The 15,084-nt window shown below is 52.8% G+C and carries 13 protein-coding genes and 4 tRNA genes; 16 read left to right on the top strand and 1 reads right to left on the bottom strand.

What is annotated here, in order from left to right:
• Positions 1 to 22: 22 nt before the first annotated feature.
• From dppB to dppF, 4 genes are read left to right on the top strand one after another with little or no spacing between them, the layout of a single operon-like run.
• A complete protein-coding gene (gene dppB, locus AM410_RS05820) occupies positions 23 to 1,042 on the top strand; it encodes a dipeptide ABC transporter permease DppB (protein WP_020882632.1) in 1,020 nt (339 codons plus the stop codon).
• A 9-nt stretch (positions 1,043 to 1,051) separates the two neighbouring features.
• Entirely contained in the window at positions 1,052 to 1,954 is a 903-nt protein-coding gene (gene dppC, locus AM410_RS05815) for a dipeptide ABC transporter permease DppC (RefSeq protein ID WP_014168147.1), read from the top strand.
• Between the two features lie 10 nt (positions 1,955 to 1,964).
• Complete coding sequence (gene dppD / locus AM410_RS05810; protein ID WP_014168148.1) at positions 1,965 to 2,948, top strand: dipeptide ABC transporter ATP-binding protein; 984 nt, start codon at positions 1,965 to 1,967, stop codon at positions 2,946 to 2,948.
• Positions 2,945 to 3,958, top strand: coding sequence for a dipeptide ABC transporter ATP-binding subunit DppF (gene dppF, locus AM410_RS05805; protein WP_108647632.1), 1,014 nt, complete (start codon positions 2,945 to 2,947; stop codon positions 3,956 to 3,958). The genes dppD and dppF overlap by 4 nt, the downstream gene beginning before the upstream one ends.
• A 51-nt stretch (positions 3,959 to 4,009) precedes the next feature.
• Here the strand turns inward: dppF and coaA are convergent, their stop codons facing one another.
• Entirely contained in the window at positions 4,010 to 4,960 is a 951-nt protein-coding gene (gene coaA, locus AM410_RS05800; RefSeq protein ID WP_025206418.1) for a type I pantothenate kinase, read from the bottom strand.
• Positions 4,961 to 5,275: 315 nt separating this feature from the next.
• Between coaA and AM410_RS05795 the strand changes: the two genes are divergently transcribed.
• The 12 genes from AM410_RS05795 to rpoB all read left to right on the top strand — a co-directional run bounded on the left by AM410_RS05795 (position 5,276) and on the right by rpoB (position 15,041).
• Positions 5,276 to 5,351 (top strand) — tRNA-Thr (locus AM410_RS05795).
• A gap of 8 nt (positions 5,352 to 5,359) precedes the next feature.
• Positions 5,360 to 5,444: transfer RNA gene (locus AM410_RS05790), tRNA-Tyr, on the top strand.
• A gap of 116 nt (positions 5,445 to 5,560) precedes the next feature.
• Positions 5,561 to 5,635, top strand: a tRNA-Gly gene (locus AM410_RS05785).
• A gap of 6 nt (positions 5,636 to 5,641) precedes the next feature.
• A tRNA-Thr gene (locus AM410_RS05780) sits at positions 5,642 to 5,717 on the top strand.
• Between the two features lie 118 nt (positions 5,718 to 5,835).
• Positions 5,836 to 7,020, top strand: coding sequence for an elongation factor Tu (tuf, locus tag AM410_RS05775; RefSeq protein WP_014830236.1), 1,185 nt, complete (start codon positions 5,836 to 5,838; stop codon positions 7,018 to 7,020).
• A gap of 229 nt (positions 7,021 to 7,249) precedes the next feature.
• On the top strand, positions 7,250 to 7,633 hold the full coding sequence (secE, locus tag AM410_RS05770) for a preprotein translocase subunit SecE (protein ID WP_003862342.1): 384 nt from the start codon (positions 7,250 to 7,252) through the stop codon (positions 7,631 to 7,633).
• 1 nt (position 7,634) lies between these two features.
• Positions 7,635 to 8,180, top strand: a complete 546-nt coding sequence (gene nusG / locus AM410_RS05765) for a transcription termination/antitermination protein NusG (RefSeq protein ID WP_003862341.1) — start codon at positions 7,635 to 7,637, stop codon at positions 8,178 to 8,180.
• A 155-nt stretch (positions 8,181 to 8,335) separates the two neighbouring features.
• A complete protein-coding gene (rplK, locus tag AM410_RS05760) occupies positions 8,336 to 8,764 on the top strand; it encodes a 50S ribosomal protein L11 (RefSeq protein ID WP_008808007.1) in 429 nt (142 codons plus the stop codon).
• 3 nt (positions 8,765 to 8,767) lie between these two features.
• Positions 8,768 to 9,472, top strand: coding sequence for a 50S ribosomal protein L1 (gene rplA / locus AM410_RS05755; protein ID WP_006810530.1), 705 nt, complete (start codon positions 8,768 to 8,770; stop codon positions 9,470 to 9,472).
• A 291-nt stretch (positions 9,473 to 9,763) separates the two neighbouring features.
• The gene (gene rplJ, locus AM410_RS05745) at positions 9,764 to 10,261 is read left to right on the top strand and encodes a 50S ribosomal protein L10 (RefSeq protein ID WP_004097644.1); all 498 of its coding nucleotides are present in this window, start codon (positions 9,764 to 9,766) and stop codon (positions 10,259 to 10,261) included.
• Positions 10,262 to 10,327: 66 nt separating this feature from the next.
• A complete protein-coding gene (gene rplL, locus AM410_RS05740) occupies positions 10,328 to 10,693 on the top strand; it encodes a 50S ribosomal protein L7/L12 (protein WP_014168154.1) in 366 nt (121 codons plus the stop codon).
• A 319-nt stretch (positions 10,694 to 11,012) separates the two neighbouring features.
• Complete coding sequence (gene rpoB, locus AM410_RS05735) at positions 11,013 to 15,041, top strand: DNA-directed RNA polymerase subunit beta (RefSeq protein WP_020882980.1); 4,029 nt, start codon at positions 11,013 to 11,015, stop codon at positions 15,039 to 15,041.
• The last annotated feature ends 43 nt before the right edge of the window (positions 15,042 to 15,084 follow it).

The raw sequence follows: 15,084 nt of genomic DNA, 5'->3' as shown, positions 1-15,084 counted from the left end.
GTCATCAGAGAGAATCCGGGTTATGTTGCAGTTCATCCTCCGACGTCTGGGACTTGTTATCCCCACGTTTATCGGTATCACCCTTCTCACTTTTGCCTTCGTCCATATGATCCCCGGCGACCCGGTAATGATTATGGCGGGCGAGCGTGGTATTTCACCTGAACGCCATGCACAGCTGCTGGCTGAGCTTGGCCTGAACAAACCACTGTGGCAGCAATACCTCAACTATATCTGGGGCGTGTTGCACGGTGATTTAGGGATTTCGCTGAAAAGCCGTCTTCCGGTGTGGGACGAGTTCGTGCCGCGTTTTAAAGCGACACTGGAGCTTGGTGTCTGCGCCATGATTTTCGCCACTGCGGTGGGTATCCCTGTTGGGGTCCTGGCCGCCGTGAAACGTGGCTCTATTTTCGACCATACGGCTGTTGGCCTGGCGCTGACAGGTTACTCCATGCCTATCTTCTGGTGGGGCATGATGCTGATCATGCTGGTCTCGGTGCAGCTAAACCTGACGCCGGTCTCCGGACGCGTCAGCGATATGGTCTTCCTGGATGATACGAATCCTCTGACCGGTTTCATGCTGATCGATACGGCTATCTGGGGCGAAGAGGGTAACTTCATTGATGCGGTGGCACATATGATCCTGCCTGCGATGGTGCTCGGTACCATTCCTCTGGCGGTTATCGTGCGTATGACCCGTTCTTCAATGCTGGAAGTGTTGGGTGAGGATTACATTCGCACCGCACGCGCCAAAGGTCTGACGCGTATGCGCGTCATTATCGTTCACGCCCTGCGTAACGCCATGCTGCCGGTGGTGACCGTTATTGGACTGCAGGTGGGGACGTTGCTGGCGGGGGCGATCCTGACCGAAACCATCTTCTCCTGGCCGGGCCTCGGACGCTGGCTGATTGACGCACTGCAGCGCCGTGATTATCCGGTAGTGCAGGGCGGGGTATTGCTGGTCGCGACGATGATTATTCTCGTCAACCTGCTGGTCGATTTGCTCTACGGCGTGGTGAACCCGCGTATTCGTCATAAGAAGTAAGGGGCCATCATGTCACACGTTTCTGAAAATAAAGTGGTTACTGCACCGGTTCCCATGACGCCGCTGCAGGAATTCTGGCACTACTTCAAGCGCAACAAAGGCGCGGTGGTGGGACTGGTTTATGTCTCTGTCATGATCCTGATTGCGGTGTTTGCCAACGTGCTTGCACCGTATAACCCGGCGGATCAGTTCCGTGATGCGTTGCTGGCACCGCCAGCATGGCAGGACGGCGGTAGCCTGTCGCACCTGCTGGGTACCGATGACGTGGGCCGCGATGTGCTGTCGCGTCTGATGTACGGTGCGCGTCTGTCGCTGCTGGTCGGCTGCCTGGTGGTCGTGTTGTCGCTGGTTATGGGGATCGTACTCGGTCTGGTTGCCGGCTACTTCGGCGGCATTATCGATAACATCATCATGCGTATCGTCGATATCATGCTGGCGCTGCCCAGCTTGCTGTTGGCGCTGGTACTGGTAGCGATTTTTGGTCCGTCTATCAGTAACGCCGCGCTGGCATTAACCTTCGTGGCGCTTCCCCACTATGTGCGACTCACACGTGCGGCGGTGCTGGTGGAAGTAAACCGCGACTACGTAACGGCCTCCCGCGTGGCGGGTGCTGGCGCGATGCGTCAAATGTTCGTCAACATCTTCCCGAACTGCCTGGCGCCGCTGATTGTTCAGGCGTCGCTCGGTTTCTCTAACGCCATTCTTGATATGGCCGCTCTTGGCTTCCTGGGCATGGGTGCGCAGCCGCCAACACCGGAGTGGGGCACCATGCTCTCCGATGTGTTGCAGTTCGCCCAAAGCGCCTGGTGGGTTGTGACCTTCCCGGGTCTGGCAATCCTGCTGACGGTGCTGGCATTTAACCTGATGGGTGATGGCCTGCGTGATGCACTTGATCCCAAACTGAAGCAGTAAGAGGCACGAGATGGCGTTATTAAATGTAGATAAATTATCGGTGCACTTCGGTGACGAAGGCACTCCGTTTCGCGCCGTGGACCGCATCAGCTACAGCGTAAATCAGGGCGAAGTGGTCGGCATTGTGGGTGAGTCGGGGTCCGGTAAGTCGGTCAGTTCACTGGCCATCATGGGGCTGATTGATTATCCCGGCCGTGTGATGGCCGAAAGTCTGGAGTTTAACGGTCAGGACCTGCAGCGTATCTCCGAAAAGCAGCGCCGCCAGCTGGTCGGTGCGGAAGTGGCGATGATCTTCCAGGACCCAATGACCAGCCTGAACCCTTGTTACACCGTGGGATTCCAGATTATGGAAGCCATCAAGGTGCACCAGGGCGGGAATAAGAAGACCCGGCGTCAGCGTGCGATCGATCTGCTAAATCAGGTCGGTATCCCTGACCCGGCATCGCGTCTGGACGTTTACCCGCACCAGCTCTCCGGTGGGATGAGCCAGCGTGTGATGATCGCTATGGCGATTGCCTGTCGGCCAAAACTGCTGATTGCGGATGAACCGACAACGGCACTGGACGTGACTATCCAGGCGCAGATCATCGAGCTGCTGCTGGAACTGCAGCAGAAAGAGAACATGGCGCTGGTGCTGATTACGCATGACCTGGCGCTGGTGGCCGAAGCGGCGCACAAAATTATCGTGATGTATGCAGGGCAGGTGGTCGAGACTGGACATTCGCACGATATTTTCCGCGCGCCGCGTCACCCGTATACGCAGGCGCTTTTGCGTGCGTTGCCGGAGTTTGCCCAGGACAAAGCGCGCCTGGCATCACTTCCGGGCGTCGTACCGGGTAAATATGACCGACCGCAGGGCTGCCTGCTTAATCCGCGTTGTCCGTATGCCACAGACAAATGTCGTGCAGAAGAGCCAGAGCTCAACCTGCTTGCTGACGGTCGTCAGTCGAAATGCCACTACCCACTCGATGATGCCGGGAGGCCAACACTATGAGTACGCAACAGGCCACCAAGCAACAACCGCTGTTGCAGGCTATCGACCTGAAAAAATACTATCCGGTGAAGAAGGGGCTGTTTGCGCCTGAACGCCTGGTGAAAGCGCTGGATGGCGTCTCCTTTACCCTTGAACGCGGCAAAACGCTGGCGGTGGTCGGTGAGTCAGGCTGTGGCAAATCGACGCTGGGTCGTTTGCTGACGATGATTGAAGTCCCCACCGGCGGTGAGCTCTATTATCAGGGACAGGACCTGCTCAAGCACGATCCGCAGGCGCAGAAACTGCGCCGTCAGAAAATCCAGATTGTGTTCCAGAACCCGTACGGATCGTTGAATCCGCGTAAAAAAGTGGGACAGATTCTGGAAGAGCCCCTGCTGATTAACAGCAATCTGAACAAAGAGCAGCGTCGTGAAAAAGCGCTGGCGATGATGGCGAAAGTGGGCCTGAAGACCGAGCATTACGATCGTTATCCACATATGTTCTCTGGCGGCCAGCGCCAGCGTATCGCAATTGCGCGTGGTTTGATGCTCGACCCTGACGTGGTCATCGCCGATGAGCCGGTATCTGCCCTCGACGTTTCTGTGCGTGCGCAGGTGTTGAACCTGATGATGGATCTGCAGCAGGACATGGGGCTGTCGTACGTGTTTATTTCGCACGACCTGTCGGTTGTGGAGCACATTGCCGACGAAGTGATGGTGATGTATCTGGGGCGCTGCGTGGAGAAGGGGACAAAAGAGCAGATCTTTACTCATCCTCGTCACCCGTACACCCAGGCGCTGCTGTCTGCGACCCCGCGCCTGAACCCTGACGATCGTCGCGAGCGTATCAAGCTGACGGGTGAATTGCCCAGCCCGTTGAATCCGCCTCCAGGCTGTGCATTCAACGCCCGCTGCAGTCGCCGCTTTGGCCCGTGCACCCAGTTGCAGCCACAGCTCAAGGATTATGGCGGTCAGCTGGTTGCCTGCTTCGCGGTCGATCAGGATGAGAATGGCGAAAAGCCGATGGCGTAATCCATCAATAAAAAAACCGGCGCTAAGCCGGTTTTTTTTATGTCTGCGTGATTACTTGCGCAGACGGATCTGGTCGACAGCGTGTTTCTCACTCTTGGTGAGGATCAGGCTGGCGCGCTCACGGGTGGGCAGGATGTTCTCTTTCAGGTTCACGTAGTTGATCTCATTCCACAGCCCTCGCGCCACATTAATGGCTTCTTCTTCAGAAAGCTGGGCGTAGTGGTGGAAATAGGAGTCAGGATCGGTGAACGCGCCTTCACGGAACTTCAGGAAGCGGTTGATATACCAGTTCTGCAGCAAGTCTTCCGGCGCATCGACATAAATAGAGAAATCGACGAAGTCAGAGACAAACACATGATGGGGATCGTGAGGATAATCCATCCCGCTTTGCAGAACGTTTAATCCTTCGAGGATCAGGATATCCGGCTGAACCACCGTTTTGTCTCCACCCGGGATGCGATCGTAGATCAGGTGCGAATAGACCGGAGCCGTCACGTTAGGCGCGCCCGATTTCAGGTCAGAGACAAACTTCACCAGACGGTGCATATCATAAGAGAGCGGGAAGCCCTTCTTCTTCATTAGCCCGCGTTCCTTTAACACCTCATTCGGGTGCAGGAAACCGTCAGTGGTGATGAGCTCCACGCTGCGGTGTTCTGGCCAGCGGCTCAGTAACGCCTGCAATACGCGTGCGGTGGTACTTTTACCGACGGCCACGCTGCCTGCAATGCTGATGATATAAGGAATGCGTTGGCCGTTCGTCCCGAGGAACTGCTCCAGCACCGCCTGACGGCGCAGGTTGGAGCTGATATAGAAGTTAAGCAAGCGCGAGAGTGGTAAATAGATTTCTGCCACTTCTTCCAGCGACAGATCTTCGTTTATCCCCTTTAACCGTGCGATTTCGCCTTCCGTCAGCGTCATCGGGACGGAGTCACGCAGTGCAGCCCACTGGCTACGGTTAAACTGAAGATAAGGTGTCATTAACGTTTGCTCTTTTTTGCTCATAAGCATGCTTCAGTGAGCCAGCACAACACAGCGCGTCCGGGCTCAACATAGTTAATTTTGGACAATGGGCAGGAGGTTAACACCAGATGACAGGAATAATAAGAAAAAATATGGGGAAGCGATGCTTTACGCGGGAGTCATCACGATACGGTATAAGTGGTGTAAATCGGGCGTAGATGTTGAATTTTTGACCTTGAGTGGATGAATTTACAGCGGTTAACCCTGGTTTCGAATAAAATGTGAGCGAAAGAACGTTTTATGCAATTTTTTAGTTGCATGACTGCGCATGTCTCCATAGAATGCGCGCTACTTGATGCCGACTTAGCTCAGTAGGTAGAGCAACTGACTTGTAATCAGTAGGTCACCAGTTCGATTCCGGTAGTCGGCACCATCAAGTCCGGTGGGGTTCCCGAGCGGCCAAAGGGAGCAGACTGTAAATCTGCCGTCACAGACTTCGAAGGTTCGAATCCTTCCCCCACCACCACTTTCTGGCAGCGTTAAGCCGCCGGAGCTGGTTTGAAAATTGAATCAGCTCGAACCTAAAAAGAGAGAAATCTCTTTTTTTGTTACAGAAAGAACTGGGTAGCCGAGTTTCAGGATGCGGGCATCGTATAATGGCTATTACCTCAGCCTTCCAAGCTGATGATGCGGGTTCGATTCCCGCTGCCCGCTCCAATACGTGCTGATATGGCTCAGTTGGTAGAGCGCACCCTTGGTAAGGGTGAGGTCCCCAGTTCGACTCTGGGTATCAGCACCACTTCACTTCTCCTTCCCGTTTCTCTCTGTTTCAATTTTACTGTATTCAACAATTCAGGCATTTCGCCTGGTTGATGTGGTGATATCACCGATTTATCCGTGTCTTAGAGGGACAATCGATGTCTAAAGAAAAGTTTGAACGTACAAAACCGCACGTTAACGTCGGTACTATCGGCCACGTTGACCATGGTAAAACAACGCTGACCGCTGCAATCACTACCGTTCTGGCTAAAACCTACGGTGGTTCTGCTCGTGCATTCGACCAGATCGATAACGCGCCAGAAGAAAAAGCTCGTGGTATCACCATCAACACCTCTCACGTTGAGTACGACACCCCGACTCGCCACTACGCGCACGTAGACTGCCCAGGCCACGCCGACTATGTTAAAAACATGATCACCGGTGCTGCGCAGATGGACGGCGCGATCCTGGTTGTTGCTGCGACTGACGGCCCAATGCCTCAGACTCGTGAGCACATCCTGCTGGGTCGTCAGGTAGGCGTTCCTTACATCATCGTGTTCCTGAACAAATGTGACATGGTTGATGACGAAGAGCTGCTGGAACTGGTAGAGATGGAAGTTCGTGAACTGCTGTCTCAGTACGATTTCCCAGGCGACGACACCCCAATCGTTCGTGGTTCCGCGCTGAAAGCGCTGGAAGGCGACGCTGAGTGGGAAGCGAAAATCATCGAACTGGCTGGCTTCCTGGATTCTTACATCCCAGAACCAGAGCGTGCGATTGATAAGCCGTTCCTGCTGCCAATCGAAGACGTATTCTCCATCTCCGGTCGTGGTACCGTTGTTACCGGTCGTGTTGAGCGCGGTATCATCAAAGTTGGCGAAGAAGTTGAAATCGTTGGTATCAAAGAGACTGCTAAGTCTACCTGTACTGGCGTTGAAATGTTCCGCAAACTGCTGGACGAAGGCCGTGCTGGTGAGAACGTAGGTGTTCTGCTGCGTGGTATCAAACGTGAAGAAATCGAACGTGGTCAGGTACTGGCTAAGCCAGGCTCAATCAAGCCACACACCAAGTTCGAATCTGAAGTGTATATCCTGTCTAAAGACGAAGGCGGCCGTCATACTCCGTTCTTCAAAGGCTACCGTCCACAGTTCTACTTCCGTACAACTGACGTGACCGGTACCATCGAACTGCCAGAAGGCGTTGAGATGGTAATGCCAGGCGACAACATCAAGATGGTTGTGACGCTGATCCACCCAATCGCGATGGACGACGGTCTGCGTTTCGCAATCCGTGAAGGTGGCCGTACCGTTGGCGCGGGCGTGGTTGCTAAAGTTCTCGGCTAATTGCTGATAACATTTGACGCAATGCGCAATAAAAGGGCATCATTTGATGCCCTTTTTGCACGCTTTCAGATCAGAACCTGGCTCATCAGTGATTAAATTTGTCATAATCATTGCTGAGACAGGCTCTGCAGAGAGCGTATAATCCGAAAAGCGAATTAGCATTTCGATTTGGTTTGCCTCGCAATCGCGGGGTGAAAATGTTTGTAGAATACTTCTGACAGGTTGGTTTATGAGTGCGAATACCGAAGCTCAAGGGAGCGGGCGCGGCCTGGAAGCGATGAAATGGGTAGTCGTAGCCGTGCTGCTGATTGTAGCGATTGTCGGCAACTACCTTTATCGTGACATGATGCTGCCGCTACGCGCGCTTGCAGTGGTAATTCTGATTGCTGCAGCGGGTGGTGTCGCGCTGTTGACGACAAAAGGCAAAGCGACTGTCGCTTTTGCTCGCGAAGCGCGTACCGAAGTCCGCAAGGTAATTTGGCCGACTCGCCAGGAAACATTGCACACCACGCTGATCGTAGCGGCGGTTACCGCTGTAATGTCACTGATCCTATGGGGACTGGATGGTATTCTGGTTCGCCTGGTATCCTTTATCACTGGCCTGAGGTTCTGAGATGTCTGAAGCCCCTAAAAAGCGCTGGTACGTCGTTCAGGCGTTTTCCGGTTTTGAAGGCCGCGTAGCAACGTCGCTGCGTGAGCATATCAAATTACACAACATGGAAGAGTTATTTGGCGAAGTTATGGTTCCGACCGAAGAAGTGGTCGAGATCCGTGGCGGCCAACGTCGCAAAAGCGAGCGTAAATTCTTCCCGGGTTACGTGCTGGTTCAGATGGTTATGAACGACGCGAGCTGGCACCTGGTGCGCAGCGTACCGCGCGTGATGGGCTTTATCGGCGGCACGTCTGACCGTCCGGCACCAATCAGCGACAAAGAAGTTGATGCGATTATGAACCGCCTGCAGCAGGTGGGTGATAAGCCGCGTCCGAAAACGCTGTTTGAACCGGGTGAAATGGTTCGTGTTAATGACGGTCCGTTTGCTGACTTTAATGGCGTGGTTGAAGAAGTGGACTACGAAAAGTCCCGCCTGAAAGTGTCCGTTTCTATCTTCGGTCGTGCGACCCCGGTAGAACTGGACTTTGCCCAGGTAGAAAAAGCCTAAGCAGCGATCAAAAAAGCGACGATTTAATCGTTGCACAAGGCGCGAGATTGGAATACAATTTCGCGCCTTTTGTTTTTATGGGCTGCGGCCTGTAAAACGATTTTATTCACGGGGAGCCTCCTTGAGGCGTTATCACCCAATCAGAGGATTTTAGAATGGCTAAGAAAGTACAAGCCTACGTCAAGCTGCAGGTTGCAGCAGGTATGGCGAACCCAAGTCCACCAGTTGGTCCAGCTCTGGGTCAGCAGGGTGTGAACATCATGGAATTCTGTAAAGCGTTCAACGCCAAAACCGAATCCATGGAAAAAGGTCTGCCAATCCCAGTTGTTATCACTGTATACGCTGACCGTTCTTTCACTTTCGTTACCAAAACCCCTCCAGCAGCAGTTCTGCTGAAGAAAGCGGCGGGTATCAAGTCTGGTTCCGGTAAACCGAACAAAGACAAAGTGGGTAAAATTTCCCGCGCTCAGCTGCAGGAAATCGCGCAGACCAAAGCTGCCGACATGACTGGTGCCGACATTGAAGCGATGACTCGCTCAATCGAAGGTACTGCACGTTCCATGGGCCTGGTAGTGGAGGACTAAGAAATGGCTAAACTGACCAAGCGCATGTCCGTGATCCGTGACAAAGTTGATGCGACCAAACAGTACGACATCAACGAAGCTATCGCTCTGCTGAAAGAACTGGCTACCGCTAAGTTCGTTGAAAGCGTTGACGTTGCTGTTAACCTGGGCATCGATGCTCGTAAATCTGATCAGAACGTTCGCGGTGCAACTGTACTGCCACACGGTACTGGCCGTTCCGTACGCGTAGCTGTATTTGCTCAGGGTGCAAACGCTGAAGCGGCTAAAGCTGCCGGCGCTGAACTGGTAGGTATGGAAGATCTGGCTGACCAGATCAAGAAAGGCGAAATGAACTTTGACGTTGTTATTGCTTCTCCAGATGCAATGCGCGTTGTTGGCCAGCTGGGCCAGGTTCTGGGTCCACGCGGCCTGATGCCAAACCCGAAAGTGGGTACTGTAACCCCTAACGTTGCTGAAGCTGTTAAGAACGCTAAAGCAGGTCAGGTTCGTTATCGTAACGACAAAAACGGCATCATCCACACCACCATCGGTAAAGTGGACTTTGACGCTGACAAACTGAAAGAAAACCTGGAAGCTCTGCTGGTAGCGCTGAAAAAAGCAAAACCAACTCAGGCGAAAGGCGTGTACATCAAGAAAGTTAGCATCTCCACCACCATGGGTGCAGGTGTTGCAGTTGACCAGGCTGGCTTGAGCGCTGCTGCAAACTAATGCCTTTACGTGGGCGGTGATTTTGTCTACAATCTTACCCCCACGTTTGCTAACAAAAGTTAGCGGCTAAAAGATTTGTTCGTTGGAGCCTGGCCTAATCCAGGCCTCCGTCGAAGACCGCAGGTGTTTCGCAAGAAACTTAATGCCCTGCGTAGACGGTGACAGAACGCTAAGATTATTTTTGGATACTCTGGCTTGTTTCTGCTCACCGTATTAAGACGCTCTTTCCGTTGGGGAGAGTGAAGTGAGTTCCGGAACATGAGTTCCGGCAAACATCCAGGAGCAAAGCTAATGGCTTTAAATCTTCAAGACAAACAAGCGATTGTTGCTGAAGTCAGCGAAGTAGCCAAAGGCGCGCTGTCTGCAGTAGTTGCGGATTCCCGTGGCGTTACTGTAGACAAAATGACTGAACTGCGTAAAGCAGGTCGTGAAGCTGGCGTATACATGCGTGTTGTTCGTAACACCCTGCTGCGTCGCGTAGTTGAAGGTACTCCTTTCGAGTGCCTGAAAGACACGTTTGTTGGTCCGACCCTTATTGCATACTCTATGGAACACCCGGGCGCTGCTGCTCGTCTGTTCAAAGAGTTCGCGAAAGCGAATGCAAAATTTGAGGTCAAAGCTGCAGCCTTTGAAGGTGAGTTGATCCCGGCATCGCAAATCGATCGCCTGGCAACCCTGCCGACCTACGAAGAAGCAATTGCACGCCTGATGGCAACCATGAAAGAAGCTTCGGCTGGCAAACTGGTTCGCACTCTGGCTGCTGTTCGCGATGCAAAAGAAGCTGCTTAATCGCAGTTATCTTTATAAAGCATTTGCTTACGTATAAACTTATTCTGATTTTCAGGAACAATTTAAATGTCTATCACTAAAGATCAAATCATTGAAGCAGTTGCAGCTATGTCCGTAATGGACGTTGTAGAACTGATCTCTGCAATGGAAGAAAAATTCGGTGTTTCCGCTGCTGCTGCTGTAGCTGTAGCTGCTGGCCCGGTTGAAGCTGCTGAAGAAAAAACTGAATTCGACGTAATTCTGAAAGCTGCTGGCGCTAACAAAGTTGCTGTTATCAAAGCAGTACGTGGCGCAACTGGCCTGGGTCTGAAAGAAGCTAAAGACCTGGTAGAAGCTGCTCCAGCTGCGCTGAAAGAAGGCGTGAGCAAAGACGACGCAGAAGCACTGAAAAAATCTCTGGAAGAAGCTGGCGCTGAAGTTGAAGTTAAATAAGCCAACTTTTCTGGTTGCAGCCTAAGTCATTAGGCTGATGGCTGGTGACTTTTTAGTCACCAGCCTTTTTGCGCTGTAAGGCATCAGTAGCATTTCACACTGTTTGACTACTGGTTGTCCTGACAATGCATGTTTCTATCGACGACTTAATATATTGCGACAGGGTGCGCGCTCTGTGTAAATCGCGACGAAATGATTTAAGCGTGATAGCAACAGGTATTGCGGAAAGTATTCAATTTTCCGGTCCACAAAATGGTGTTGCACAAACTGTCCCTTCGTCGGACAGATGGGTCGACTTGTCAGCGAGCTGAGGAACCCTATGGTTTACTCCTATACCGAGAAAAAACGTATTCGTAAGGATTTTGGTAAACGTCCACAAGTTCTGGACATTCCATATCTCCTTTCTATCCAGCTTGACTCGTTCCAGAAGTTTATCGAGCAAGATCCTGAAGGGCAGTACGGCCTGGAAGCAGCCTTCCGTTCCGTGTTCCCGATTCAGAGCTACAGCGGTAACTCCGAGCTGCAGTACGTCAGCTACCGCCTTGGCGAACCGGTGTTTGACGTTCAGGAATGTCAGATCCGTGGCGTGACCTATTCCGCACCGCTGCGCGTAAAACTGCGTCTGGTGATCTATGAGCGCGAAGCGCCAGAAGGCACCGTAAAAGACATTAAAGAACAAGAAGTCTACATGGGTGAAATTCCACTCATGACAGACAACGGTACTTTCGTCATCAACGGTACTGAGCGTGTTATCGTTTCCCAGCTGCATCGTAGCCCGGGTGTCTTCTTCGACAGCGATAAAGGTAAAACACACTCATCCGGTAAAGTACTGTATAACGCGCGTATCATTCCTTACCGTGGTTCCTGGCTGGACTTCGAGTTCGATCCTAAAGACAACTTGTTTGTCCGTATCGACCGTCGTCGTAAACTGCCTGCGACCATCATTTTGCGTGCGCTGCAATACACCACTGAACAGATCCTGGACCTGTTCTTTGAGAAAGTAATCTTTGAAATCCGCGACAACAAGTTGCAGATGGAGCTGGTGCCAGAGCGTCTGCGTGGTGAGACCGCGTCGTTCGACATCGAAGCCGACGGCAAAGTGTATGTGGAAAAAGGCCGCCGTATTACCGCGCGCCACATCCGTCAGCTGGAAAAAGATGATATCAAACTCATCGAAGTTCCGGTTGAATACATTGCTGGAAAAGTAGCCGCGAAAGATTACGTTGATGAATCAACTGGCGAGCTGATCTGCCCGGCGAACATGGAGCTGAGCCTGGATCTGCTGGCTAAGCTGAGCCAGTCTGGCCACAAACGCATCGAAACGCTGTTCACCAACGATCTGGACCACGGTCCTTATATCTCTGAGACTATCCGCGTCGATCCAACGACCGATCGTCTGAGCGCGCTGGTAGAAATCTACCGCATGATGCGCCCTGGTGAACCACCAACTCGCGAAGCGGCTGAAAGCCTGTTCGAGAACCTGTTCTTCTCCGAAGACCGCTACGATCTGTCCGCGGTTGGTCGTATGAAGTTCAACCGTTCTCTGCTGCGTGATGAGATCGAAGGTTCCGGTATCCTGAGCAAAGACGACATCATCGAAGTGATGAAGAAGCTCATCGATATCCGTAACGGCAAAGGCGAAGTGGACGATATCGACCACCTCGGCAACCGTCGTATCCGTTCCGTAGGCGAAATGGCGGAAAACCAGTTCCGCGTTGGCCTGGTACGTGTTGAGCGTGCGGTGAAAGAGCGTCTGTCTCTGGGCGATCTGGATACCCTGATGCCTCAGGATATGATCAACGCCAAGCCGATTTCTGCAGCAGTGAAAGAGTTCTTCGGTTCCAGCCAGCTGTCTCAGTTCATGGACCAGAACAACCCGCTGTCTGAGATCACGCACAAACGTCGTATCTCTGCACTCGGCCCAGGCGGTCTGACCCGTGAACGTGCAGGCTTCGAAGTTCGAGACGTACACCCGACTCACTACGGTCGCGTATGTCCAATCGAAACGCCTGAAGGTCCAAACATCGGTCTGATCAACTCCCTGTCCGTGTACGCACAGACTAACGAATACGGTTTCCTTGAGACGCCGTACCGTAAAGTGACCGACGGTGTTGTAACTGACGAAATTCACTACCTGTCTGCTATCGAAGAAGGCAACTACGTTATCGCTCAGGCGAACTCCAACCTGGATGACGAAGGCCACTTTGTAGAAGATCTGGTTACCTGCCGTAGCAAAGGCGAATCCAGCTTGTTCAGCCGCGACCAGGTTGACTACATGGACGTATCCACCCAGCAGGTGGTATCCGTCGGTGCGTCCCTGATCCCGTTCCTGGAACACGATGACGCCAACCGTGCATTGATGGGTGCGAACATGCAACGTCAGGCCGTTCCAACTCTGCGTGCTGATAAGCCGCTGGTTGGTACCGGTATGGAACGTGCTGTTGCCGTTGACTCCGGTGTTACTGCGGTGGCTAAACGTGGCGGTACTGTTCAGTACGTGGATGCTTCCCGTATCGTTATCAAAGTTAACGAAGACGAGATGTACCCGGGCGAAGCAGGTATCGACATTTATAACCTGACCAAATACACCCGTTCTAACCAGAACACCTGTATCAACCAGATGCCTTGTGTGTCTCTGGGTGAGCCCGTTGAGCGCGGCGACGTGCTGGCAGACGGTCCGTCCACTGACCTCGGTGAACTGGCGCTCGGTCAGAACATGCGCGTAGCGTTCATGCCGTGGAACGGTTACAACTTCGAAGACTCCATCCTCGTCTCCGAACGTGTGGTTCAGGAAGATCGTTTCACTACCATCCACATTCAGGAACTGGCATGTGTGTCCCGTGACACCAAGCTGGGGCCAGAAGAGATCACCGCTGACATCCCTAACGTGGGTGAAGCTGCGCTCTCCAAACTGGATGAATCCGGTATCGTTTACATCGGTGCAGAAGTGACCGGCGGCGACATTCTGGTTGGTAAGGTAACGCCGAAAGGTGAAACCCAGCTGACGCCAGAAGAGAAACTGCTGCGTGCTATCTTCGGTGAGAAAGCGTCTGACGTTAAAGACTCTTCTCTGCGCGTACCAAACGGTGTTTCCGGTACGGTTATCGATGTTCAGGTCTTCACCCGTGACGGCGTTGAGAAAGATAAGCGTGCGCTGGAAATCGAAGAGATGCAGCTCAAACAGGCTAAGAAAGACCTGTCTGAAGAACTGCAAATCCTCGAAGCGGGTCTGTTCAGCCGTATCTATGCGGTGCTGGTTGCCGGTGGCGTTGAAGCTGAGAAGCTCGACAAACTGCCACGCGATCGCTGGCTGGAACTGGGCCTGACCGACGAAGAGAAACAAAATCAGCTGGAACAGCTGGCTGAGCAGTATGACGAACTGAAACACGAGTTCGAGAAAAAACTCGAAGCGAAACGCCGTAAAATCACTCAGGGCGACGATCTGGCACCAGGCGTGCTGAAGATTGTTAAGGTGTATCTGGCTGTTAAACGTCAGATCCAGCCTGGTGATAAGATGGCAGGTCGTCACGGTAACAAGGGTGTTATCTCTAAGATCAACCCGATCGAAGATATGCCGCACGATGCTAACGGTACGCCGGTAGATATCGTACTGAACCCACTGGGCGTACCGTCTCGTATGAACATCGGTCAGATTCTGGAAACCCACCTGGGTATGGCTGCGAAAGGTATCGGCGATAAGATCAACGCCATGCTGAAACAGCAGGAAGAAGTCGCGAAACTGCGCGAATTCATCCAGCGTGCCTACGATCTGGGTACCGACGTTCGTCAGAAAGTCGACCTGAGCACCTTCAGCGATGAAGAAGTGCTGCGTCTGGCAGAGAACCTGCGCAAAGGTATGCCGATTGCAACGCCGGTATTCGACGGTGCAAAAGAAGCTGAAATCAAAGAGCTGCTGCAACTGGGTGGTCTGCCAACGTCTGGTCAGATTACGCTGTTTGATGGCCGTACCGGTGAACAGTTCGAGCGTCCGGTAACCGTAGGTTACATGTACATGCTGAAACTGAACCACCTGGTCGACGACAAGATGCACGCTCGTTCTACCGGTTCTTACAGCCTGGTTACTCAGCAGCCGCTGGGTGGTAAGGCGCAGTTCGGTGGTCAGCGCTTCGGGGAGATGGAAGTGTGGGCGCTGGAAGCATACGGCGCAGCATACACCCTGCAGGAAATGCTCACCGTTAAGTCTGATGACGTGAACGGTCGTACCAAGATGTATAAAAACATCGTGGACGGCAATCATCAGATGGAACCGGGCATGCCAGAGTCCTTCAACGTACTGTTGAAAGAGATTCGTTCGCTGGGTATCAACATCGAACTGGAAGACGAGTAATTCTCGCTCAAACAGGTCACTGGTGTCGGGCTAACCCCCGACA

This window comes from Enterobacter cloacae complex sp. FDA-CDC-AR_0164 (assembly GCF_003071645.1).
In the GTDB taxonomy this organism is placed as follows: Bacteria; Pseudomonadota; Gammaproteobacteria; order Enterobacterales; family Enterobacteriaceae; genus Enterobacter; species Enterobacter ludwigii.
Note: the sequence above shows the minus strand (reverse complement) of the source record. Positions and strands in the feature narration are given on the sequence as shown.